We start from the raw sequence: 21,449 nt of genomic DNA, 5'->3' as shown, positions 1-21,449 counted from the left end.
CACGGCGCGGTGTACGGAAGGGAGACCCGGCGCACGGTGTACGCGCGTTCAGGGTGGTGGCAGAATGTGCCGATCTTGCAGCACGCGTAGCCAATGGCACACGCTCTGTTCGGTGTCGTAAACCTCGGTGAAACCCGCCTGCATGATCTTCACGCTCGAAAGGAACGACGGTGCGGCGGGTTTCTTGGCGCCGTAGCCGAGTAGGGCATCCGCGTAATAATGCGACTCGCCCACCAAATCCGCGATTCGAGTAGGCCGTAACTCATACTTGCGCACGATGTCCGCCCACACCGGTTCCTGGGTGGGTAAGAACTCCGAGATGCTCGTCGGATGCTGCTCGGCGAATGGGACGCCGAGCGTGTCGGCGACAGACGGCCATAGGTCCGGCCAGCTGAACACCTCGCCGTTCGTCAGATTGAAATGCTCCCCGGCGGCGCGTTCGTTGCCGAGGCTCCATTCAATTGCACCGGCGATCACCCGGGTATCGACTGCATCTTGCACGCGCGAGACATGTCCCGGATATCCGAAGGGACGCCCAGTCTCGCGGCAGATCACGCCGTACAACCCGATCACCGGAATCAAATTCATCACCACGCCGGTGTTCGGACCAAGGACCACCGTGGGGCGGAAGATCGTCCAGGTGAAGTCGTGCTTGTCTGCGGCTTCACGGATCCAGTCTTCCTGTAGCCAGTAGAAGTTCTCGTGCTCGTCGCGTGGAAAGCGTTCGCGCGCCGGAACGCGAATGGGGTGGATGTGTGCGCCGTACGCCTTGGTCCCTTGCATGAGGACCACCTGTTCGAGCGAACCGCCAGCCAGAAGGGGTTGCATCACATTGCGCAGCATCGCCAAGTTGGTCTGCATCTGCGCCGTTGATCGCCATCCGGCGATCAGGCCTGGCTCCTCGTACACAGCGGCGTACACCACGGTGTCGATGTCTGTGTGCGCGGAGAGGATGTCGCGGCACGCGTCAGCGTCCATCAGGTCCAGCGGCACGTGCGTGATGTCACCATCAGCATCGATTTCGGGGGATCGGCGCGATATGGCGAGAATCTGATGTCCGGCGGTCAACAGTCGTTCGATCGCGGCGGTACCGATGAGCCCACTGGCTCCCACGACAGCAATTTTCCTACGCACTGAGCACTCCTAGGGATGTCTGCGATCAACATCGGCGATCACGAGGCGCCGACGCAACCGCGATCATGAGGCGCGCCGATTCGCGCAGCCACGAACATCGGGCTCCGATTCACTAACCGCACCGGACTTGACCGTCAATATGCAGCAGATCTGCGTCGCCGTCCACCGGGTACCGCGTCCATCGTCTGTGCGCGAACGCTAGTTGGTGAGTAACGTGAGCGACGTCGGCCGTATGGGCCGATTTCTGAAGAACTGACGAAAGGCAGCAAGATGTCGATCGGTGACAAGTTCAAGGCAAAGAAGGATCAGATCCTCGGTGGCGCCAAGGAGAAGGTCGGCGACGCGACAGGTGACCAGTCGACCCAGGCTGAGGGCGCGGCACAGCAGAGTAAGGGTGACCTGCGCGAGGGCGTCGAAAACCTCAAGGACAAGGCGGCGGACGCGGTGAGCGACGTCAAGGACCGGCTGACCGGCGACGGAAAGAACTAGTCGCACGGTGGCGCCCGGCGGAGGTCTCAGCTACGTCGTGCCGACGATTCTTCTCGCGCGGCAGTAGGCTAAGAGATTGTGTCTGCTGATATCTCCGCCGAGCTCACCAACCTAGACAGCACCCTGGGCAACATCGAAGCGGTGCTTGACCTCGACGCGAAGCGTGCCCGGATCACCGAACTTGAGCGCGAGGCCTCCGCACCAGACCTTTGGGACGACCCGGACGCGGCCCAGGCTGTAACCAGCAAACTGTCCCGGTTGCAGAGCGAGGTCCGCGGCGCCGAGGAGATCCGGCAACGCCTCGACGATGTGGGCGTGCTGCTTGAGCTCGCTGACGCCGAAGATGACGCGGACACCCGCTCGGAGGCTGCCAGCGAACTCGCCGCGGTGAGCGCCCAGATCGAGGATCTGGAAATTCGCACGCTGTTGTCCGGTGAGTACGACGAACGCGATGCGCTGATCACGATTCGTGCTGAAGCCGGTGGAGTGGACGCCGCTGACTGGGCCGAGATGCTGATGCGGATGTATCTGCGCTGGACCGAGAACAAGGGCTACAAGAGCGAGGTCTATGAAACGTCGTACGCGGAAGAAGCCGGCATTAAGTCGACCACTTTCGTCGTACACGCGCCTTTCGCCTACGGCACCCTATCGGTCGAGCAGGGCACACACCGGCTCGTGCGGATCTCGCCGTTCGACAACCAAGGACGCCGGCAGACTTCGTTCGCCGGTGTCGAAGTAGTCCCGGTGGTGGAACAGTCCGACGAGATCGACATTCCCGAAGACGAGTTGCGGATCGACGTGTATCGCTCCTCGGGACCCGGCGGGCAGGGCGTCAACACGACGGACTCAGCGGTGCGGATCACCCACCTACCGACCGGGATCGTCGTCTCCTGTCAGAACGAACGCTCACAGATCCAGAACCGCGCCACCGCGATGGTGGTGCTGCAAGCGAAGTTGCTGGAGAAGCAGCGGCAAGAGGAGCAGGCGAAGATCGACGCGCTCAAAGGCGACGGCGGCAACTCCTGGGGCAACCAGATGCGGTCCTACGTGATCCACCCCTACCAGATGGTCAAAGACCTGCGCACCGATTTCGAGGTCGGCAACCCACAGGCGGTTTTCGACGGCGATATCGACGGATTCCTGCAGGCGGGTATCAAGTGGCGCAAGGAACGCGAAACCGCCAGTTAGATCTCGTGCGGTACGGCGGGTGGCCGCCGGATCGCCCACGATAAGGCTGCGGCGAAGAAGCACAACCCGCCGCTGATCAGGAACGCCAAGGTGTAGGCGCCGGAGGCGTCTCGGATTACCCCCGCACCGAGCGCAGCGAGCGCGGCACCGATTTGGTGCGAGGCGAACACCCAGCCGAACACGATCGGACCGCTCATCCCGAAGTATCGCTGGCACAGCACGACGGTCGGCGGCACGGTCGCGACCCAGTCGAGACCGTAGAAGATGATGAATGCCCACATTGGGGGAGCGGCGTCCGGACCCAGCAGAGCAGGCAACACCAGCAATGACCCGCCGCGCAGCGCGTAGTACGTCGCCAGCAGTACGCGCGGGTCCACGCGGTCGGTGAGCCAGCCGGAAGCGATCGTGCCCGCAATGTCGAAGATGCCGACGATCGCCAGCAGGCCTGCCGCAGTTGTCGCCGGCATCCCGTGGTCGTGTGCGGCCGGCACGAAGTGCGTGCCGATCAGACCGTTGGTGGAGGCGCCGCAGATCGCGAATCCGCCGGCCAACAGCCAGAACACCGGACGGCGTGCGGCTGCGCGCAATACCTCCACGGCGCGCCCGGCGGATCCCTTGGCGATCGCCGCACGCGGCGGCGTGGGCTGCGTATCGCTCGCCCCGTAGGCCTCCATACCCAATGCGTGCGGATGGTCGTGTAGCCACAGCAGCACCAGCGGAATGACCGCGAGCGCGAGTACCGCCACGCCGATCGACGGCACCCGCCAGCCGTAGTTTTCCGATAGGTAAGCGATCAACGGCAGGAACACCAGTTGACCGGCCGCGCCGGCGGCGGTCAGCACGCCGGTGACCAGCCCGCGTCGGGCGATGAACCACCGCGAGGCGACCGTGGCGACGAAGGCCATCGACATTGATCCTGTGCCCACTCCGACAAGCACGCCCCACAGCAGCATCAGCTGCCAGACTTGATCCATCATGATCGTCAGTCCGCTGCCGAGCGCGACCAACAGCAGGGCGGCGGAGACCACGCGCTGGATGCCGATGCGATCCATCAGCGCCGCCGCGAACGGTGAGATCAATCCGAACAGCAGCAGATTGATCGAGACGGCAAGTCCGATCGTGCCGTGCGACCAGCCGAACTCGGCGTTCAACGGCTCCATCAGCACGCCAGGGACCGAGCGGAAGCCGGCTGCGCCGATCAGCGTGATAAACGTGATCGCGGCGATGAGCCACGCGCGGTGCGGCAGCCACGACGGGCGTTTGCGCACCTCAGGAGCGAGTTGGGTATCGGTCACGCTAGGCATCCTGCCGCACTGCTGGGCATCAAGGTAGTGGCAGAAATGACAAGGTGTGAAAGAATACTGCCATGACGCATCGCATCGTCGTCCTCGCGCTCCCGCCGGTCATCGGCTTCGACCTGGTGATTCCCTCGCAGGTGTTTGGCGTCGCCAACAATGTGCTCGATCGGAAGCGGTACGACGTCCAGATCGCTGCGCTCACGGCTGACCCCGTCCGTAGCTACCACGGCTACAGCATTGTTCCCGATGCCGGCATCGAAGCGCTCGCGACCGCCGACTCGATTATCGTTCCCGGCACCCGGATGCCAGGCCCGCTGCGAGAGGGCAACCTGCCTGACGACCTGCGCGCCGGGCTGGGTAAGGCGCCGACGCACGCCCGAATGATCTCGATCTGTACCGGCGCGTTCGTACTTGCTGCGGCCGGGCTCCTCGATGGCCGCCGCGCGACGACCCATTGGGCGTACGCCGACCGGTTCCGGCGGCTCTACCCGCGGGTCGACCTACAGCCGAATGTGTTGTTCACCGACGACGGTTCTGTGCTGACCTCGGCAGGCTTGTCCGCAGGAACCGACCTGTGCCTGCACGTGGTGCGCCAAGACTGCGGCGCCGACGTGGCCAACGCCGTCGCGCGGTTCCTCGTCGTACCGCCTTGGCGCGAAGGTGGGCAGGCGCAGTTCATCGACCGCGCGGTCCCACAGGATGCCAGCGACAGCACAGCCGCGGTACGGGAGTGGGCGTTGCAGCATCTGGTCGAGAAACTCCCCGTCGCGCGGCTCGCCCAACAGGCGCACATGAGCCCCCGCACGTTCGCTCGCCGGTTCCAGGAGGAGACCGGGCAAACGCCTGCGTTATGGCTGAACCAACAGCGAGTGCGCGCCGCGCAACGCCTGCTCGAGGCGACCGACCTTCCGATCGAGGTCGTTGCCGAGCGTTCCGGACTCGGAACCGGCGCCTCGTTACGTCAGCACTTTCGCCGTACGACGGGGGTTGGTCCGGCCACTTACCGACGCACATTTCGCGGTACGAACGCCGCCGGTTGACCGCAGAATCCAGGTAAGTTAGAGATCGCACGTCACCCCGCCCGGCCCGGTGACCGGTCGCCACCACTGCACGGGTGCAGCATCTGTCGCGGCCAGTTATGGAAGGGTCTGGGGCATGGACGTACCCGGCTGGGTATGGGCACTGACAATCGCGTTCATTGTTCTGTTGTTGGTGTTCGATTTCGTCTTTCACGTGCGGGTCGCCCACACCCCGACCCTGCGTGAAGCAGCGATCTGGTCGTCGATTTACGTCGGCATCGCCGTACTCTTCGGCGTCGCCGTCCTGATCTTCGGCGGAAACCAGATGGGGGCGGAATACTTCGCCGGTTACCTCACGGAAAAGGCCCTGTCGGTCGACAACCTATTCGTGTTCTTGGTCATCATCTCGTCGTTCCGGGTGCCACGTGCCGACCAACAGAAGGTACTGCTGTTCGGCATCGTGTTCGCACTGATCGCTCGCACCGGGTTCATCCTGCTCGGTGCGGCGCTGATCAACCAGTTCGCCTGGATCTTCTACGCGTTCGGCCTGATCCTGCTGCTCACGGCGGGGAACATGCTCAAGAAGAACGAGGGCGAAGACGACGAGATCGACAACTTCATCATCCGGGTCGCGCGCAAACTCTTCCGCACCTCCGAGAAGTACGACGGCGACCGGCTGTTCACGATCGAGAACGGCGTCAAGGTGATGACGCCAATGCTGCTGGTGATGGTGGCGATCGGCGGCACCGACATCCTGTTCGCGTTCGATTCGATCCCGGCAATCTACGGGCTGACGACCAACGTGTTCCTGGTCTTCACGGCGACCGCGTTCTCGCTGCTTGGTCTGCGGCAACTGTACTTCCTGATCGACGGGCTACTCGACCGGCTGATCTACCTGGCGTACGGACTCGCGGCGATCTTGGCGTTCATCGGAGTCAAACTCATCCTGCACGCGTTGCACGAGAACAACTTGCCGTTCATCAACGATGGCGAAAAGGTGCCGGTCATTGAGGTCGGCATCGAACTGTCGCTCACAGTCATCATCGGCATCCTGGTGATCACCATTGCGGCGTCCTTGCTGAGTCCTAAGGGCAAGGCGCAGACGGCGACCCACAACCTGCGGAGGATGGCCGTCCAGTACCTCGATGCCGATTACGAGACCGACCCTGAGCTGCGTGAGCGGCACTACCAGCGGATGCTCTCGCACGAGGCGTATCTGCGCTCGCTGCGCAAAGAATTGCGGGTGCGGGCTCGCGACGACGAGGAGTTAGCCAGTTTGGTCGGTCGTGCGCACGCCGAGCACGACCAACCGCGACCGCCCACTGGGCCGCCCGCAGAGTGACGGACGGCGGGCCGCGTATCGTCCAGTGCGTCAGTGCACGGATCAACTCGAGGAGGGCCCGACGTGAGCGCGCGGTTCCCGCATCTGCAGACCAATGCCGACTTGAGGGACGCCGTACGCGCGCTGTGCGCGAAGTTCCCGCCGGAGTACTGGGAACAGCGCGACGGCGCGCACGAGTTCCCCGAGGAGTTCTTCCGCGCCTTCGCCGACGCCGGATTCATGGGTGTGCTCGTACCCGAGGAGTACGGCGGTGACGGCGGTCAACTGGCGGACATGTGCGCGATTCTCGAGGAAATCGCGTATTCCGGCGCAGCGATGAACGGCTGCTCCACGGTGCACATTCCGATGCTCAGTCTGGCGGCGATCTCCGCGTTCGGCACCGAAGCGCAAAAACGCGAGGTGCTCCCAGCGATCGCCGGCGGCCAGCAGTACGTCACGTTCGGCGTGACCGAACCGGACGCGGGAACCCAGACCACGAAGATCCGCACGTCCGCGCGCGAGGCCTCGTCGGGGCAGTACCTGATCAACGGCGGCAAAGTGTGGAACTCAGGTGCGCTCCGCGGCGACAAGATCATGGTGCTGACCCGCACGTCGACCCCGGGGCGCGAGGAGAACCAGTCGTTGGGTCTCACGCTCTTCCTCACCGACTTGCGGGCCGACACGATCAAGATCCAGCCGATCAGCAAGATCGCCCGCAATGCAGTCGCCTCGGCCGAGGTCTTTTTTGAGGACCATCCGGTCAGCGAGGACGACATCGTGGGGGAGAAGGGCCGCGGGTTCTATCACCTGCTGCACAGCCTGAACTCCGAGCGGTTGATGCTCGCCAGCGAGTCGCTTGGTATGGGGCGGTGGGCCTTGGACGCGGCAACGACGTACGCGAAGGAACGGGTGGTCTTCGATCGTCAGATCGGCAAGAACCAGGCGGTCGCACATCCGCTCGCCGACTCCTTCCTGAAACTTGTTTCGGCGGCGAACGTGCTGTACGACGGCGCCGCGCAGTACGCCGAGAAGGGCGCCGGTGAGGTCGGCACCATGGCCAATGCGGCCAAGTATCTCGCCAGCGAAGCTGCGTTTGAGTGCGCCGATCGGGCAATGCAGACCTTCGGCGGCTACAGCTTCGCTCGGGAGTACCACATCGGACGGTTTTTCCTGGAATCGCGACTGATGCGGATCGCGCCGGTGAACAACCAGATGGTGCTGAACTACATCGCCGAGCGTGAACTCGGTCTGCCGCGGTCGTACTAGTGCCCGAAGGTCATTCGCTTCACCGGCTCGCACGTCGGCTCACGGCGGTCTTCGCGGGCACCAGTCCGCAGGTCACCAGCCCGCAGGGGCGCTTTGCCTCCTCGGCTGCGCTGCTGGACGGGCATCTGTTTGAGCGTGCCTGGGCGCACGGCAAACTGCTGTTCCTGGAAATCGGCGGGCGCACGGTGCATGTGCACCTCGGGCTGATCGGCAAGTTCGACGTCACGCACGCCGCCGGAGGCATCGAGCCGCCGGTGACGGGGATCGTGCGGCTGCGGATTCTGAACGAGCAGTACGCGGCTGACCTTCGAGGACCGATGGTCTGTCGGATCGTGGAGCCGCTGGAGATCGAGGACCTCATCGCCCGGCAGGGCCCCGACCCGTTGCAGCCCGGTGCCGACCCAAACCCGGCATGGGCGAAACTGCAGCGAAGCACGAAGAGCATCGGCGAGTTATTGATGGATCAGAGCGTCATCGCCGGCGTCGGTAACATCTATCGGTGCGAAGTGCTGTACCGGCAACGCATCGGCCCGGCGTACGCAGGCAGGAGAATCAAGCGGGCGAGTTTCGACGGGATCTGGGCCGATCTGGTGCGGCTGATGAATGTCGGCGTCCACACCGGCCGGATCATCACCGTTGAGGAAGACGTCATCGCGGCCGAGCAGGACATCGCTTCCGGAAGACTGAAAGCCGAGTACGACCGCCCTAACTACGTCTACCAACACGATGGTGAGGCATGCGAGCGCTGCGGGTCCACGATCCGCATGCGCCAGTTGGCCGGGCGAAAACTGTACTGGTGCGGCGGCTGCCAACGCCGCACCTGATCTCGTCGACCCAACGTGCTGAACACGCAGCGTCTGCGGCGCCTTATCGATGTATGCGAGGTAAGGGAGCGCACAGACTGCGTTTTCAGCAGCGCCCTTACAAGCTTCCAGTGACGAGGCGCTGCCTTTCCGACGGCGGGGCGAGGCTCTCGGGACGACGGGTTATGTCCTGTGGGACGGCAGTCACCTGACCGGCCGTGCGTATCCCGGCCTTGAAGTGAATATGGTGTGTGTATGAACGTCGCCCAGCTCTCCGATCAACTGTTCGTCGGTGCCGCTACGGCGTACGCACTGGCCACCATCTGCCTCGCCGTACTCTTCGCACACACGCCGGTTCGCCGTAAAGCGCTCGCCGTCGCAGCTCAGCGCGACCCCGGCGACCTGCTGGAGAAAGCCGAGGCGGCTGAGCCCGCGTATTCCACGCAACGCCGGAGGGCATGGTCGGCCGCATCGATGGTGATGCTGCTGACGGGTATCGCGCTGAACGCAGCCGCCTTCCTGTTTCGTGGGATTGCCGCCGAGCGATTCCCCCTGGGCAACGTTTACGAACTGTTGATGCTGATGTGCCTGGTGGCCGCGGCGTACGTCGCGGTGGCCAAGCCGTTCCGCAACAGTGGGCTCGCGGTGTTCGTGCTCGGCGCCGTCACGATCCTCGCGTTCGTGGCCGGGACGGTGGTGTTTACCCCGGCAGGGCCGCTGATGGCCTCGCTGAACTCCTACTGGCGACTGATTCATGTCACGTCGATCTCGGCGACCAGCGGATTGTTGCTGATCCCCGGAGTGCTCGGCGTCCTGGCGATCATCCAGCGCCGCCGGGAGCGGACTACGCGTAGCGATGATGACCGCCACACGATGTGGGACAAGCTGCCCTCGAGCGAATCGCTGGACGCCACGACGCATCGAGTCGTCAAACTGGCCTTCCCGCTGTACACCTTCGCGTTGATCATTGGCGCTGTCTGGGCCGAGGCGGCATGGGGACGTTTCTGGGGATGGGACCCGAAGGAGACCATCTCGCTGGTGACCTGGCTGCTATATGCGGCGTATCTGCATGCGCGTGCGACCGCCGGGTGGCGGGAGAAGGCGTCATCGATCGCGGTCGCAGGCCTGGTGTCGATCATCTTCAACCTTTTCGTGATCAACTACCTCATCTCGGGACTGCATTCCTACGCGTGACAACGCTGCTCAATCGCGGCGCGACCGGGGTACGGGCAGCGGCACCTGCGGCTGAGTAGGCACCGGCCGCCGAGTAGGGCGCCGACCGCTAGTAGGCACTGGCCGCTAGGTCACAGTCGGCTCGGCGCCACGGTGGTACAGCACGCCCTCACGCGACTTGATCGCGGCGACCATCACGAAGCTCATAGTCACCAACAGGGCCCACGCCCCTAGTTTCTCCACGTGTACGGCCTGCCACACTTCGGTCTGGTTCGGGTATTGCCACGCCTGCAGCAAAGTCCCGAGGTTCTCGGCCAGCCACAGGAAGAATCCGATCAGCACGAACGATAGCGCCAGCGGCATCCGGTAGCGCGTATCACCGACGGTGAAATACACCCAGCAGCGACGTAAGACGACGAGCATCGCCAGCGCAAGGTAGAGCCGCAGGTCCGCGATCCAGTGATGGGTAAAGAAGTTCGCGTAGATCAGCACCGCGATGATCGCAGCTGAGACCGCCGGATAGTGCGCCAGCCGCAGGTCGAGTCGACGCCACGCTTGGCAGATATACGAACCGACGGCGCCGTACATGAATCCGGAAAACAGGGGTACGCCGCCGATCTTGGTCCAGCCCTCGCCGGGATATGCCCACGATCCCTCGGCGACCTTGAAGATCTCCAGCGCCAGCCCAACGAGGTGAAACCCGAAGATCACAGCCACTTCTCGCCAGGTTTCCAAACCCAGCGCCCAGAACCCGAACGTCAGCGCGACACAGTAAATAAGGAGTGCGTCGTACGCCGCGATCGGTAACGGGACGACCTGTGCCACAGCGATCCCGGCGAACACCAACGCGGGATAGAGGCATGACAGCGCCTGCTGGTATCCGAACCGGACCAGTTGCGCAAGGAACCTCCTCACACGGCGGTGACCAACAGCGGCTGCGCGACCAGACCGCACAGCCCTTCGGCGTCGCCTAGCGACCCGGAGGCGATACCGACCCCATCGCCCGCGAGGGTCGTTCGCGCATCCAGGAATACCCATTCGCCGACCGGTGCGCGCAGTGCCGTGAACGTCATGGTGGGCGGGATGTACAGCCACTCGCCGAACGGCAGTTCGTTCGAGACCCCGTTCGCGGAGTCGGCAACCACGATCGCGCGGTCGAACCCGGCGAGATCACGTCCGGCGATCAGTGGCTGACGCAACCGGGTCCAGACGCCGGCGGGACCCGGCTCGGCGAGCGCGCCGTGAGTGAAGCGCCACTCCACTGATCGGCCATGGCCCCAGTCGTCCATGCCGGGGAAGAAACGCTGGGGTTGCGCATCCGGCAACGCCGGCGCAGCAAAGTCGTGGACGCCGTCCGTCGGAGGGCGCTCGCCGGTCGCGATGTGCCAAGCACTCGCTGAGGCCACGACTTTCTCATCGACGATCATTGCCGCTTCGGTCCGGCACACTCGACGTCCAGGGCGGGTGACCTTCGCGTCGATCGTGAACTCAGTACGTGGGATCGGTCCGGGGAAGTCGACCGCGAGGCGGCCCAGGCGCAAGCCGGGATCCACCAGGTCGCTCATCACCCGGGAAAGCAGCGCCGACGGCGGCCCACCGTGTTGCGCGGCGTCGTTCCACGGGCTGGTGGTGGCCTCAGTAGGCCGGTAGCGGTTATCTCCGCCCGGCAGGTAGTACGCCTCGGCATCGAGCGTGGGGTGTGACATACACCTAACTTAGACGGTGGGTTTTGGCCGTATCCTGTGGAGTGGTTAGGACGTGATCCAGTCCAGTCCCAGGAGACAATCGCGAATGATTCGCACCATGATGAAGAGCAAGATCCACCGCGCAACGGTGACTCAGGCCGACCTGCACTACGTCGGCTCGGTCACCATTGATGAGGATCTGCTGGATGCCGCCGATCTCCTCGTCGGTGAACTCGTACACATCGTCGACATCACTAATGGTGCTCGCCTGGAGACCTACACGATCGCCGGCGAGCGCGGTAGTGGCGTGATCGGTATCAACGGCGCCGCCGCCCACCTAGTGCATCCCGGCGACCTGGTCATTCTGATCGCGTACGCGCAGATGGACACCGCTGAGGCCAAGGAATTCCAGCCGAGCGTGGTTTTCGTCGATGCCGACAACACGATCGTGAACCTGGGCGCTGACCCCGCCGACACATTTGGTGATGAAACGCTGGTCCGCGGCGACGCGATCGCGGGCGCCCGATAACGCATTTGAGTTGCCGATGCACGGCACGCAGCGAGCGTCACAGTCGAATTTGACTACAAATTGATAACGACGGGGTAGGCTCGTCCGTTGTGATTCGCTTTGAGAACGTCAGCAAGTTCTACTCGACGTCCACCCGTGCCGCCTTGGACGACGTGTCGCTTCAGGTCGAGAAGGGCGAGTTCGTCTTTCTGATCGGCCCGTCGGGCTCCGGCAAGTCGACCTTCCTACAGTTGTTGTTGCGCGAGGAGACGCCGTCGAAGGGCGACATCCACGTCAACGGCAAGCACCTGAACAAGATGAGCAAGTGGCAGGTGCCGAAGTTGCGCCGCACGATCGGCTGCGTGTTCCAGGACTTCCGACTGTTGAAGAACAAGACAGTCTCGGAGAACATCGCGTTCGCGCTGCAGGTCATCAACAAGCCGCGTAACACGATCCGCAAAGTCGTCCCCGAGGTGCTGGAGCTCGTCGGCCTCGAAGGTAAGTCCGACCGTATGCCCCATGAGTTGTCCGGTGGCGAGCAGCAGCGCGTGGCTATCGCGCGCGCGTTCGTGAACCGTCCGCTGGTGCTGCTGGCCGACGAGCCGACCGGAAACCTCGATCCCGAGACCAGCCAGGACATCATGCTGCTGCTCGAGCGGATTAACCGCACCGGCACGACGGTCGTGATGGCTACGCACGATGCCAATATCGTCGACGCGATGCGTCGTCGCGTGGTCGAGCTCGATGAGGGTCAGCTGATGCGTGACCAGACCCGCGGCGTGTACGGCGTCGGCCGCTAGCGGAGCCAGTCATTCTTCCCATGGCTAGCTTCGGTAGCCACCAACCCCAGAGGAACCAATGCGTCTGAAGTTCATCCTGTCCGAGGTGGGCGCGGGTCTACGTCGCAACCTGACGATGACGATCGCCATGATCCTGACGACGGCGATCTCCCTTGGCCTGCTCGGCGCTGGTCTGCTGATCAAGCGCGAGATCGACACCATGAAGGACATCTACTACGACAAGGTCCAGGTGTCGATCTTCCTCGATGACGACGTCACCGACGAGCAGCGTGACGCCATCGAGGGCAAGCTCGACGACCTAGAGGCCGACAATGAGGTCTCCGAGTACTTCTACGAGTCGAAGGAAGAGGCGTACGAGCGGTTCAAGCAGCAGTTCGAGACGCAGCAGGCCTTCGTCGAGAACACCCCAGCTGAAGCGATCCCGGCCTCCTACCGCGTGAGCCTGGTTAACGCCGAGCGCTATGAGGCGATCGCTGAGGCCTTCACGGTGTCTACTAGCGGTGGTGAGGTGGCCTTCGATGAAGGCATCAACACCGTGCAGGACGAGGGGGAGGTGCTCGACAAACTCTTCTCGGTTCTTAATGGCCTACGTAACGCCACGATTGCTATCGCGATAACCGGCGCGATCGCAGCGTTGCTGCTGATCTCTAATACGGTTCAGCTGGCCGCGTTCACCAGACGTACCGAAACCGGCATTATGCGACTGGTCGGCGCATCGCGCTGGTACACACAGGTGCCGTTCGTGCTGGAAGCCGCCGTGGCGGGTCTGCTCGGTGCGGCGCTGGCGGTCGCGGGCCTGTTCGCCACCAAGCGTTTCCTGGTCGAGGGCGCCTTCGCCAGCATGATCGAGAGCGGCACGATTCCGCCGGTGCACGCATCGGACATCTGGGCCGTATCGCCGCTGATCGCCGGCGCGGGTGTCCTGCTCGCCGGTGTGACCGCGTGGCTGACGCTGCGGCTGTACGTGCGCACCTAATACTGCAGCCTCAAGACACAATCGGTAGCAATTGCCGCCGAGCGCATAGACGCTCGGCGGCAATTGCTTTGCCGGACCGTGGGAGAATGAACGAATGCCCAAGGAAAGCGGCCAGCAGGTCATCGCGCGCAACAAGCGCGCCCGCCACGACTACAACATTCTCGATACGTATGAGGCGGGCATCGTCCTACACGGCACCGAGGTGAAGTCGTTGCGTGCGGGTCGTGCCAGCCTGATCGACGCGTTCGGCATGGTCGAGGACGGCGAGATCTTCCTGCACGCCCTGCACATCCCCGAGTACGCCCAGGGATCATGGACCAACCACATGCCTCGGCGTACGCGCAAGTTGCTGCTGCACGCCAAGGAGATCGACAAGATCGCGGTCAAGGTCAAGGACGGCGGCGTGGCGATCGTGCCGTTGGAGCTGTACTTCAAAGACGGTCGCGTCAAGGTCGAGATCGCGCTGGGCAAGGGTAAGAAGGAATGGGACAAGCGCCAGGACATCGCCAAACGTGACGCTGATCGCGAGATCCGCCGGGAGATGGGACGCCGGATCAAGGGCATGTAGGACGGCGATTCGGATTCGATACCGTGGGGCACGTGAATCCTCCGAAGACTGACTCCGAGATCCCCGCGTACCTGGAACGACTCGGTGTCCCCGGCTTGGCCGATATCCACGTGCATTTCATGCCGGACAACGTGTTGCAGAAGGTCTGGGCGTACTTTGACGCGGCCGGTTCGCCAGAGAAGTATGGCCGCGAGTGGCCGATCACGTACCGGTTCGATGAGGAACGACGGCTGGAGTTGTGCCGCGAGTTCGGTATGAGGGCCATACCAGCGCTGACCTACGCACATAAGGCCGGAATGGCTGAGTTCCTGAACATCTGGTGTGCTGAGTTCGCGCGGCGCGTTCCCGACTCGATCCATTGCGGCACGTTGTACCCCGAGCCGGACGTTGAGCGGTACGTGCGTCAGGCGCTCAATCGCGGGGCGTGGCTGTTCAAGGTCCACATTCAGGTCGGTGGTTTCTCGCCAGAGGATCCGCAGCTGAGCCCGGCATGGGAGCAGTTGGAGGCCGCCGGTGCTCCAGTAGTGATTCATGCCGGCGACGCGCCGGTGCCTGGCGAGCACACCGGTAGCGAGCAGGTACGGCGCGTGCTGAAACGATTCCCGAAAATGACGTTCGTCGTCGCGCACCTAGGTATGTCTGAGTACGACGCATTCGCCGATCTCGCTGGTGAGTTCGAGAACGTGCACCTGGACACCACGATGGCGGGAACGGATTTCGTCGAGGCGACGACGCCGATGCCGGACCACTACGTGTGGCGTCTAGCCGAGCTGGGGGACAAGGTCGTGCTTGGCTCGGATTTCCCGAATATCCCGTATCCCTATGCGCACCAGCTGGAGGCGTTGGATCGGTTGGGGCTGGGCGATGAGTGGCTGCGAAAGGTCCTCTGGGAGAACGGGAAACGGTTACTTAGGCTAGCCGATGTGACAGATGCTACAAATTGAAAGGCTACTAGTCGATAGACGACGTCTATCGTTAGCATTCGAACAAACAATCGACTCTGACTCTTGAAAAGTCCGGTATCGATATAGGATGGCTATAACGCCTCGCCGATCCTGAGGCGCATTCAATCGAGTACGGAGAGCCGCTGCATGTCGCTTGTCAACACCAAGATCCTTCCCTTCTCCACGATGGCTTACAAGGCCACAGAGAAGGACTTCGTCGCGGTCACCGAGCAGGATGTCCTCGGCAAGTGGGCGATCGTCTTCTTCTACCCGGCCGATTTCACCTTCGTGTGCCCGACTGAGCTCGCCGACCTCGCGGACTACTACGACGAGCTGCAAAAGCTCGGCGTTGAGGTTTACTCGGTGTCCACCGACACCCACTTCGTGCACAAGGCGTGGCACGATGCATCGCCGGAGATCAGCAAGATCAACTACTACATGCTCGGCGACCAGAGCGGCGTCATCACCAACAACTTCCAGAACATGCGCGAAGGCGAAGGACTGGCCGACCGTTCGACCTTCCTGATCGACCCGGACGGCGTCATCCAGTTCGTCGAGACCACCTGCGAAGGTGTCGGGCGCAACGCCGCTGAGCTCATGCGCAAGGTCAAGGCCGCGCAGTACGTCCGCAACCACCCGGGTGAGGTCTGCCCGGCGAAGTGGGAAGAAGAAGAGGCCAGCGCAACGCTGAAGCCCGGAATTGACCTGGTTGGCAAGATCTAACCGATCTGCGCTCACCGGCACCTCACTGATCGCGGTGGCAACGGCCCGATCGGCCGTTGCCACCGCGATTAGTCCTTTCACCCGCTGACCAGTGGAGATTCACATGCTTGAAGCAGACCTGATTGCCCAATTGACCGGATACCTTGAGCTCGTTCGTGAACCGATCGAGTTGCGTAGTTCGCTCGATGACGATCAGCCCAAGTCGCAGGACATGCGCGAGATGCTCGATGAGATCGCTGCCTGCTCTGATCGCGTCACCCACGTTCGGACCGATGACGATGCGCGCACCCCGTCGTTTGCGATCGTGCGCCCCGGTACCGACATCTCAGTGCGATTTGCCGGACTGCCGCTCGGCCATGAGTTCACCTCGCTCGTGCTCGCCCTGCTGCAGGTCGGTGGCCACCCGGTGAAGGAAGAGCAGTCACTGATCGACGCGGTGCAGGCACTCGAGGGAGATTTCGAGTTCACCACGTATATGTCGCTGAGTTGCCAGAACTGCCCGACGGTCGTGCAGGCGCTGAACGCGATGGCCGTGCTCAACCCGCGGATCAAGCACACTGCGGTTGAGGGGTCACTGTTCCAGGACGAGGTCAATGAGCGCCGGATCCTCGCTGTACCGACGATCTACCTCAATGGTGCCGAGTTCGGTTCCGGCCGGATGGACATCGCCGACTTCCTCGCGAAGTTGGATACCGGCGCCGCGGCGCGTGCCGCCGAATCCCTCAATGAGCGGGCGCCGTACGACGTACTCGTCGTGGGGTCTGGCCCGGCCGGCGTATCGGCGGCGATTTACGCGGCACGTAAGGGATTCCGCACTGGTCTAGCCGGTGAGCGGCTCGGTGGCCAGGTGCTCGACACGATGTCGATCGAGAACTTTGTGTCGACGCCGTACACCGAAGGACCGAAACTTGCTGCCGCGCTGGGCGAGCATGCTGCGCAGTACGAGATCGATCAGATCCGCAACGTCGTCGCGTCCGAGTTGGTGCCGGCGACGGACGGCGGGCTGCACGAGGTCCGATTCTCAGGCGGTGGAGTGTTGCGAGCTAAGTCGATCGTGCTGGCGACGGGCGCGCGGTGGCGCACGCTCGGTGTGCCCGGCGAGGACGAGTACCGCAACAAGGGCGTGACGTTCTGCCCGCACTGTGACGGTCCGCTGTTCAAGAACAAGCCGATTGCGGTTGTCGGTGGCGGTAACTCCGGTGTGGAAGCCGCGATCGATCTCGCGGGGGTCACCGGTCATGTCACCGTGATCGAGTACCTCGATGAGTTGCGCGCGGACACTGTTTTGCTGCGCAAACTGGATTCCCTGCCGAACGTGGACGTCGTACGATCGGCGCGTACGACCGAAATCGTGGGTGATGGCGGCGAGGTGACGGCGGTGCAGTACGAAGATCGCGACAGCGGCGACCTCAAGACCGTTGAGGTCAACGGGGTATTCGTGCAGATCGGCCTGCTGCCGGTGACCGAATGGCTGAGTTCCTCGGGCGTCGAACTGTCCGGACGCGGCGAAATCATCGTCGACGCCGCGGGTGCGACAAACATCCCAGGGATCTTCGCCGCCGGTGACGTGACGACCACGCCGTACAAGCAGATCGTGGTCGCTATGGGCGGCGGTTCGACAGCCGCGCTGAGCGCGTTTGACTATCTGATCCGCCAGGACGTGCCCACCGAGGCTGGTGAGTTGGCGAGCGTGTGAACATCCGGGACCTGGAGTACCTCGTAGCGCTCCACGAGCATCGGCATTTTGGCCGAGCCGCGGAGGCGAGTTTTTGCAGCCAGCCGACTTTGTCGACTCAGATTCGCAAACTTGAATCCGAGTTGGGTGCCGACCTCGTGGAGCGTGGGTCGCGTCAGGTCCTGTTCACCGCCGTTGGCGAACGCGTCGTGCGGCGCGCTCGGCACATTCTGGCGGACGCCGACGAGATACGCAGTCTCGCCCGACAGTCGCGGGATCCGCACGCGGGATCGGTTCGGCTCGGCGTGTTTCCGACGCTGGCGCCCTACCTGCTTCCGCACGTGATCGGGACCGTCAACGCCAGTTTCCCCGATCTCGAGGTGTTGTTGGTCGAGGAGAAGACCCCCGTGCTGTTGTCGCAACTGCATGCCGGGACGTTGGATGCGGCGCTCATAGCGATGCCGGTCGACGACGAATCGCTCGCCGTCCAGCCGATGTTCCGGGAGGAATTCCTGCTCGCCGTACCGGCGACGCATCCGCTGGCCGACGACAAGACGCCGATGCCGAGTTCGCAGGTGGCGGGGGAGGATCTGCTGCTACTCACCGAGGGGCATTGCCTGCGTGATCAAGCCCTCGAAGTCTGCCGGGCAGCGGGGACGGATGAGCGCCGCGGATTCCAGGCTACGAGCCTGGAGACGTTGCGGTTGATGGTTGCCGCCGGCGTGGGGATCACGCTGATGCCGCAGTTGTCTGTGGTGCACCCGGTGGTGCCTAATCCCGGTGTGGCGTTGCGTAGATTCGCCGAGCCAGCACCGCACCGAGACATCGCGATGGTGTGGCGGCGTACGAGCGTGCAGCGGGATCTGCTGGATGAGATCGCCGGCGCAATCCGCGCAGCCCTGCCGTCGGAAGTCTCCCCGCTACCTTCGTCGTAAGCCGCCGATAGCACCTCACGGATCGTCGGCGGAGTGAGCCCCTAGGACGTGTTGCTAATCAGGTGACCGCTGCGTATGCGTCGGCCATCGCCCTGGGATGATGGGCTGATGATGTCTTCGCGAGGGGAACCCACCGTGCCTGCTCTGTGTATTCGGCCGTCAACCGGGGCTGCGGAGTACCCGGCGCTCGTTGAGATCTGGCGCAGCGCGGTGGATGCGACGCACGACTTCCTCGCGGATGCTCATCGCGACGAGATCGAAAGCCGCCTGCAGTCTGACTACTTCCCGGCCGTGACCCTCTCGGTCGCAGAGCTTGATGGTGAGCCGGTGGGATTCTCCGGTGTTCTCGACAGTAATCTGGAGATGCTGTTCGTTGACGCGACGCGACGCGGAGCTGGAATCGGCACGGCGCTTCTCAACCATGCAATCACGGAGCGCGGCGTCGCCAAGGTGGATGTCAACGAACAGAATGTGTCGGCTGCAGACTTCTACGCTCACCGAGGATTCGAGGTCGTTGGTCGCAGCGAGACGGACGAGGCTGGTCGGCCGTACCCGTTGCTCCACATGAAGCTCAACGAGCCGTCCTGACCCGCGTATCCGCCACCCCGTAAGAGGCTCTCCTGGCCGAACTACAGCCATTGGAGCGTCGCAGCGAGGCACACTCCCGCGTGATAGTTGCGAGCCGTCTTGTCTGAGCGCATCGCGATCCCGCGCCACTGCTTGAGCTTGTTGAAGCACCGCTCGACGACGTTGCGGTCTCGGTACCGGGCCCGCTGGTCCTGACCGAAGTCGATCGGTCGTCCTCGGCGCTTGCGACGGTGGGCGATCTGGTCGTCACGCTCGGGGATCGTCGCAGCGATCCCGCGCTCTCGCAGCCAGGCTCGGTTCGCCTTCGACGGGTAGCCCTTGTCCGCGAGCACCCTGTCCGGCCTTGACCGTGGCCTGCCTCTCGCGCCCTGGACGCGGATCTCACTCAACGTCGCGGTCAGCATGCTGGTGTCCCCTGCCTGCCCGGGCGTGAGGATAAACGCGAGGGCGCGGCCCTTCCCGTCGCAGACCAGGTGGTTCTTCGTCGTCAACCCGCCACGGAGCACCCGTCCGGAACCGCCACGCCGTCGCCTCCACCACCGTGCGACGATCCACCGGCGGCCGGCCCGTCGACTTCATCTTCGGGAACAACGGGCCGATCGCAGCCCAGGCCTCATCCGAGATCACATCACGCGACACGCGTTCAAGACTCGTCGAACAGCCGGTCAGAAGGGTTTAGCAACACGCCCTAGCGCGGGAGTGGAGCCGCCGGCGTCCGGATCGGGCGATGGACTTCGTGCGTCGCGGCCAGGAATATTGGCTGGCCGCGTGTCGTTGAGGCCTTGTAGGATGATCAACCGACAACTCAATAGGGAAACATAACGCTGTCACCAGCGTTATCCCCATCCAGGGGGTGAACGGTCTCGACTGTGGACGTCGCGACAGGTGAAGCGGGCCGAGGAAGGCGACGATGATCTCGTAAACCACGCGTCGTAAACCAATAAGCGCCGAATCTAATCAGCGCGACTTCGCCCTCGCTGCCTAAGCAGTAGGCGAGTCTGTCAGACCGGGAGGCCTCCGGCCCGGACCCTGGCATCGTTTAGGAGGATCACCAACCGACCCGGTCACGGGGTCGCGCGGGACATTTCACAGTGACTGGGCCTGTCACAGGATCTTGTGCACATGAATCCTGGGGCCGAGTAGAGACCACGTGCACTGCGCCCGGAGAAGCCCTGTTAAACCGCCATAGGACCCGGGTTCGATTCCCGGCACCTCCACCGAAGTCGTTCTGCGGACCCCGAGCTTGCGAGTGGGTTCGCAGAACGACTTTTGCGTTCTGCGGGAATCGGGAGGATGCCGCGAGGTACGAGCGGCGACGGCTCCCGGCACCTCCACTTTTCGGATCTGCGGGGGAGTTGAGCACGCTAATCGCACGTTAGCGTGCTCAACTCCACCGCAGATCGTCCTACGGGTGGCGCTCGCGTGGAGAACCGATCTCCTGGGCGTATCCGGAGCGGAAGTCCGGATAGCGAAACCTGAAGCCGGTCGCCGTCAAGCGCGCGTTGGAGCACTCACGATTTCCGCCGCGTCGTCGCTGCACCTCTCCGATAAGGGGCGCGGGGACGCCGAGTTGGTCGGCGATGAAGCGCAGTACGTCGCCGAGTTCGGCCGGTTCGTCGTCTACGCCTAGATAAAGCGATTCCGGCTCGTCGGGCCGGGTGAGCAGGTGGACGACGGCGCCAGCCGCATCGTCGCGATGGATCCTGCTGGTCTTCGTCGACTGCTGCGGAATAACCGCGGACCCGGTGCGTACCTGCTCGAGAAGGCGGCCACGCCCCGGTCCATATATGCCGCCACATCGCAGCACTGTTGCCGTCGTCGCGCTCGTCGCGAAGTGCGAGCCGAACAGCGCCTCGGTCTCCAACTGCACGGCTGCGCGCCCTGATGCCGCCGCGATCGGCGTTTCCTCGGAGATGGAACCAGCCATATCGCCGTACACCGAGGTGGAAGAGATCAGTAGCGCCCGACGTGGCGTGACGCCGGCGGCATTCAGCGCCTGCAACGTGTTCCGTACGCCCTCGACGTAGGTCCGTTCATAGATATCGCTGCCATCGCGGCGCGGAGCGAGCGCGCACACCACGTACTCAACGCGGGGAATGCCCGTCGTTATTGGTGCCAGCACATCCACTGCCTGGAACTGGATGGGCGACATGTCGGCAGGCACGGCGCGGCGCCATCCGATGACGCGATGACCACGCTCGATCAGCCGTAACCCGATCTCGGTACCCAGATCGCCGCAGCCGACAATCAGCGTCGTGGGCTCATGCATCGATATCAGCAATCGGCGTGCGCGGTGTGGTCGGTGAGTTCAGCGAGTGTGGTGTCACGGCTCTAGTCTGCTTCACGCGATCCTGTG

23 protein-coding genes and 1 other RNA gene are annotated in these 21,449 nt (G+C 63.5%); 17 read left to right on the top strand and 7 right to left on the bottom strand.

The features are described from left to right. Positions 1 to 48: 48 nt before the first annotated feature. Positions 49 to 1,134: an NAD-dependent epimerase/dehydratase family protein gene (locus E1H16_RS00445; RefSeq protein WP_134321734.1), complete on the bottom strand. Its 1,086-nt coding sequence runs from the start codon at positions 1,132 to 1,134 to the stop codon at positions 49 to 51. A gap of 270 nt (positions 1,135 to 1,404) precedes the next feature. On the opposite strand from E1H16_RS00445, the gene E1H16_RS00440 reads away from it, so the two are divergent. Both E1H16_RS00440 and prfB read left to right on the top strand, forming a co-directional pair. Further along, on the top strand, positions 1,405 to 1,623 hold the full coding sequence (locus E1H16_RS00440; RefSeq protein ID WP_134321733.1) for a CsbD family protein: 219 nt from the start codon (positions 1,405 to 1,407) through the stop codon (positions 1,621 to 1,623). Positions 1,624 to 1,698: 75 nt separating this feature from the next. Further along, entirely contained in the window at positions 1,699 to 2,811 is a 1,113-nt protein-coding gene (prfB, locus tag E1H16_RS00435) for a peptide chain release factor 2 (RefSeq protein ID WP_134321732.1), read from the top strand. Here prfB and E1H16_RS00430 read toward each other — a convergent pair. Beyond that, positions 2,808 to 4,115 (bottom strand): MFS transporter, encoded by a 1,308-nt coding sequence (locus E1H16_RS00430; protein ID WP_134321731.1) that lies wholly within the window; start codon positions 4,113 to 4,115, stop codon positions 2,808 to 2,810. The genes prfB and E1H16_RS00430 overlap by 4 nt on opposite strands. A 62-nt stretch (positions 4,116 to 4,177) precedes the next feature. Between E1H16_RS00430 and E1H16_RS00425 the strand changes: the two genes are divergently transcribed. The 5 genes from E1H16_RS00425 (at position 4,178) to ccsB (ending at position 9,712) form a co-directional block, all read left to right on the top strand. Beyond that, entirely contained in the window at positions 4,178 to 5,149 is a 972-nt protein-coding gene (locus E1H16_RS00425; RefSeq protein ID WP_134321730.1) for a GlxA family transcriptional regulator, read from the top strand. Between the two features lie 115 nt (positions 5,150 to 5,264). Beyond that, on the top strand, positions 5,265 to 6,470 hold the full coding sequence (locus tag E1H16_RS00420; RefSeq protein ID WP_134321729.1) for a TerC family protein: 1,206 nt from the start codon (positions 5,265 to 5,267) through the stop codon (positions 6,468 to 6,470). Positions 6,471 to 6,533: 63 nt separating this feature from the next. Then, positions 6,534 to 7,715 carry an acyl-CoA dehydrogenase family protein gene (locus E1H16_RS00415; RefSeq protein WP_134321728.1) on the top strand — a complete coding sequence of 394 codons (1,182 nt, stop codon included), beginning with the start codon at positions 6,534 to 6,536 and terminating at the stop codon, positions 7,713 to 7,715. Further along, entirely contained in the window at positions 7,715 to 8,539 is an 825-nt protein-coding gene (locus E1H16_RS00410) for an Fpg/Nei family DNA glycosylase (protein ID WP_134321727.1), read from the top strand. Before E1H16_RS00415 ends, E1H16_RS00410 begins: the two co-directional genes overlap by 1 nt. 234 nt (positions 8,540 to 8,773) lie before the next feature. Then, positions 8,774 to 9,712 carry a c-type cytochrome biogenesis protein CcsB gene (ccsB, locus tag E1H16_RS00405; protein ID WP_134321726.1) on the top strand — a complete coding sequence of 313 codons (939 nt, stop codon included), beginning with the start codon at positions 8,774 to 8,776 and terminating at the stop codon, positions 9,710 to 9,712. A gap of 105 nt (positions 9,713 to 9,817) precedes the next feature. Here ccsB and E1H16_RS00400 read toward each other — a convergent pair whose 3' ends face one another. Next, on the bottom strand, positions 9,818 to 10,606 hold the full coding sequence (locus E1H16_RS00400; RefSeq protein WP_166741554.1) for a DUF817 domain-containing protein: 789 nt from the start codon (positions 10,604 to 10,606) through the stop codon (positions 9,818 to 9,820). After that, positions 10,603 to 11,397 carry a thioesterase family protein gene (locus tag E1H16_RS00395; RefSeq protein ID WP_134321724.1) on the bottom strand — a complete coding sequence of 265 codons (795 nt, stop codon included), beginning with the start codon at positions 11,395 to 11,397 and terminating at the stop codon, positions 10,603 to 10,605. The genes E1H16_RS00400 and E1H16_RS00395 overlap by 4 nt, the downstream gene beginning before the upstream one ends. Positions 11,398 to 11,482: 85 nt before the next feature. On the opposite strand from E1H16_RS00395, the gene panD reads away from it, so the two are divergent. The 9 genes from panD to E1H16_RS00350 all read left to right on the top strand — a co-directional run bounded on the left by panD (position 11,483) and on the right by E1H16_RS00350 (position 19,093). Beyond that, positions 11,483 to 11,905, top strand: a complete 423-nt coding sequence (gene panD, locus E1H16_RS00390; protein ID WP_134321723.1) for an aspartate 1-decarboxylase — start codon at positions 11,483 to 11,485, stop codon at positions 11,903 to 11,905. 89 nt (positions 11,906 to 11,994) lie between these two features. Beyond that, positions 11,995 to 12,684 (top strand): cell division ATP-binding protein FtsE, encoded by a 690-nt coding sequence (gene ftsE, locus E1H16_RS00385; RefSeq protein WP_134321722.1) that lies wholly within the window; start codon positions 11,995 to 11,997, stop codon positions 12,682 to 12,684. Between the two features lie 58 nt (positions 12,685 to 12,742). Continuing rightward, complete coding sequence (gene ftsX / locus E1H16_RS00380; protein WP_134321721.1) at positions 12,743 to 13,660, top strand: permease-like cell division protein FtsX; 918 nt, start codon at positions 12,743 to 12,745, stop codon at positions 13,658 to 13,660. A 94-nt stretch (positions 13,661 to 13,754) separates the two neighbouring features. Beyond that, complete coding sequence (smpB, locus tag E1H16_RS00375) at positions 13,755 to 14,228, top strand: SsrA-binding protein SmpB (protein WP_134321720.1); 474 nt, start codon at positions 13,755 to 13,757, stop codon at positions 14,226 to 14,228. Positions 14,229 to 14,260: 32 nt separating this feature from the next. Further along, a complete protein-coding gene (locus E1H16_RS00370; protein ID WP_243837529.1) occupies positions 14,261 to 15,172 on the top strand; it encodes an amidohydrolase family protein in 912 nt (303 codons plus the stop codon). 147 nt (positions 15,173 to 15,319) lie between these two features. Continuing rightward, a complete protein-coding gene (gene ahpC / locus E1H16_RS00365; protein ID WP_134321719.1) occupies positions 15,320 to 15,895 on the top strand; it encodes an alkyl hydroperoxide reductase subunit C in 576 nt (191 codons plus the stop codon). 103 nt (positions 15,896 to 15,998) lie between these two features. Further along, positions 15,999 to 17,591 (top strand): alkyl hydroperoxide reductase subunit F, encoded by a 1,593-nt coding sequence (ahpF, locus tag E1H16_RS00360; protein WP_134321718.1) that lies wholly within the window; start codon positions 15,999 to 16,001, stop codon positions 17,589 to 17,591. Beyond that, positions 17,588 to 18,505 (top strand): LysR substrate-binding domain-containing protein, encoded by a 918-nt coding sequence (locus E1H16_RS00355; protein WP_134321717.1) that lies wholly within the window; start codon positions 17,588 to 17,590, stop codon positions 18,503 to 18,505. The genes ahpF and E1H16_RS00355 overlap by 4 nt, the downstream gene beginning before the upstream one ends. A 135-nt stretch (positions 18,506 to 18,640) precedes the next feature. Next, complete coding sequence (locus E1H16_RS00350; protein WP_243837527.1) at positions 18,641 to 19,093, top strand: acetyltransferase; 453 nt, start codon at positions 18,641 to 18,643, stop codon at positions 19,091 to 19,093. 41 nt (positions 19,094 to 19,134) lie between these two features. On the opposite strand, the gene E1H16_RS00345 is transcribed toward E1H16_RS00350, so the two are convergent. Then, a complete protein-coding gene (locus E1H16_RS00345; RefSeq protein WP_424948516.1) occupies positions 19,135 to 19,584 on the bottom strand; it encodes an IS5 family transposase in 450 nt (149 codons plus the stop codon). Then, positions 19,475 to 19,720, bottom strand: a complete 246-nt coding sequence (locus tag E1H16_RS18990) for a transposase (RefSeq protein ID WP_424948518.1) — start codon at positions 19,718 to 19,720, stop codon at positions 19,475 to 19,477. The genes E1H16_RS00345 and E1H16_RS18990 overlap by 110 nt, the downstream gene beginning before the upstream one ends. Positions 19,721 to 19,942: 222 nt before the next feature. Here E1H16_RS18990 and ssrA point away from each other — a divergent pair. After that, positions 19,943 to 20,313, top strand: a transfer-messenger RNA (tmRNA) gene (gene ssrA, locus E1H16_RS00340). Positions 20,314 to 20,498: 185 nt separating this feature from the next. Here the strand turns inward: ssrA and E1H16_RS00335 are convergent. Then, positions 20,499 to 21,362, bottom strand: a complete 864-nt coding sequence (locus E1H16_RS00335) for an NAD-dependent epimerase/dehydratase family protein (protein WP_134321716.1) — start codon at positions 21,360 to 21,362, stop codon at positions 20,499 to 20,501. Between the last annotated feature and the right edge of the window lie 87 nt (positions 21,363 to 21,449).

The sequence above is a fragment of the Cumulibacter soli genome (assembly GCF_004382795.1).
Taxonomy (GTDB): Bacteria; Actinomycetota; Actinomycetes; order Mycobacteriales; family Antricoccaceae; genus Cumulibacter; species Cumulibacter soli.
Note: the sequence above shows the minus strand (reverse complement) of the source record. Positions and strands in the feature narration are given on the sequence as shown.

Bases quoted from the DNA above. Each gene is read 5' to 3' on its own strand.
- E1H16_RS00440 (WP_134321733.1), top strand. From the start codon at position 1,405: ATGTCGATCGGTGACAAGTTCAAGGCAAAGAAGGATCAGATCCTCGGT.
- E1H16_RS00430 (WP_134321731.1), bottom strand. From the start codon at position 4,115: ATGCCTAGCGTGACCGATACCCAACTCGCTCCTGAGGTGCGCAAACGC.
- E1H16_RS00425 (WP_134321730.1), top strand. From the start codon at position 4,178: ATGACGCATCGCATCGTCGTCCTCGCGCTCCCGCCGGTCATCGGCTTC.
- E1H16_RS00420 (WP_134321729.1), top strand. From the start codon at position 5,265: ATGGACGTACCCGGCTGGGTATGGGCACTGACAATCGCGTTCATTGTT.
- ccsB (WP_134321726.1), top strand. From the start codon at position 8,774: ATGAACGTCGCCCAGCTCTCCGATCAACTGTTCGTCGGTGCCGCTACG.
- E1H16_RS00395 (WP_134321724.1), bottom strand. From the start codon at position 11,397: ATGTCACACCCCACGCTCGATGCCGAGGCGTACTACCTGCCGGGCGGA.
- panD (WP_134321723.1), top strand. From the start codon at position 11,483: ATGATTCGCACCATGATGAAGAGCAAGATCCACCGCGCAACGGTGACT.
- ftsX (WP_134321721.1), top strand. From the start codon at position 12,743: ATGCGTCTGAAGTTCATCCTGTCCGAGGTGGGCGCGGGTCTACGTCGC.
- smpB (WP_134321720.1), top strand. From the start codon at position 13,755: ATGCCCAAGGAAAGCGGCCAGCAGGTCATCGCGCGCAACAAGCGCGCC.
- ahpC (WP_134321719.1), top strand. From the start codon at position 15,320: ATGTCGCTTGTCAACACCAAGATCCTTCCCTTCTCCACGATGGCTTAC.
- ahpF (WP_134321718.1), top strand. From the start codon at position 15,999: ATGCTTGAAGCAGACCTGATTGCCCAATTGACCGGATACCTTGAGCTC.
- E1H16_RS00335 (WP_134321716.1), bottom strand. From the start codon at position 21,362: ATGCATGAGCCCACGACGCTGATTGTCGGCTGCGGCGATCTGGGTACC.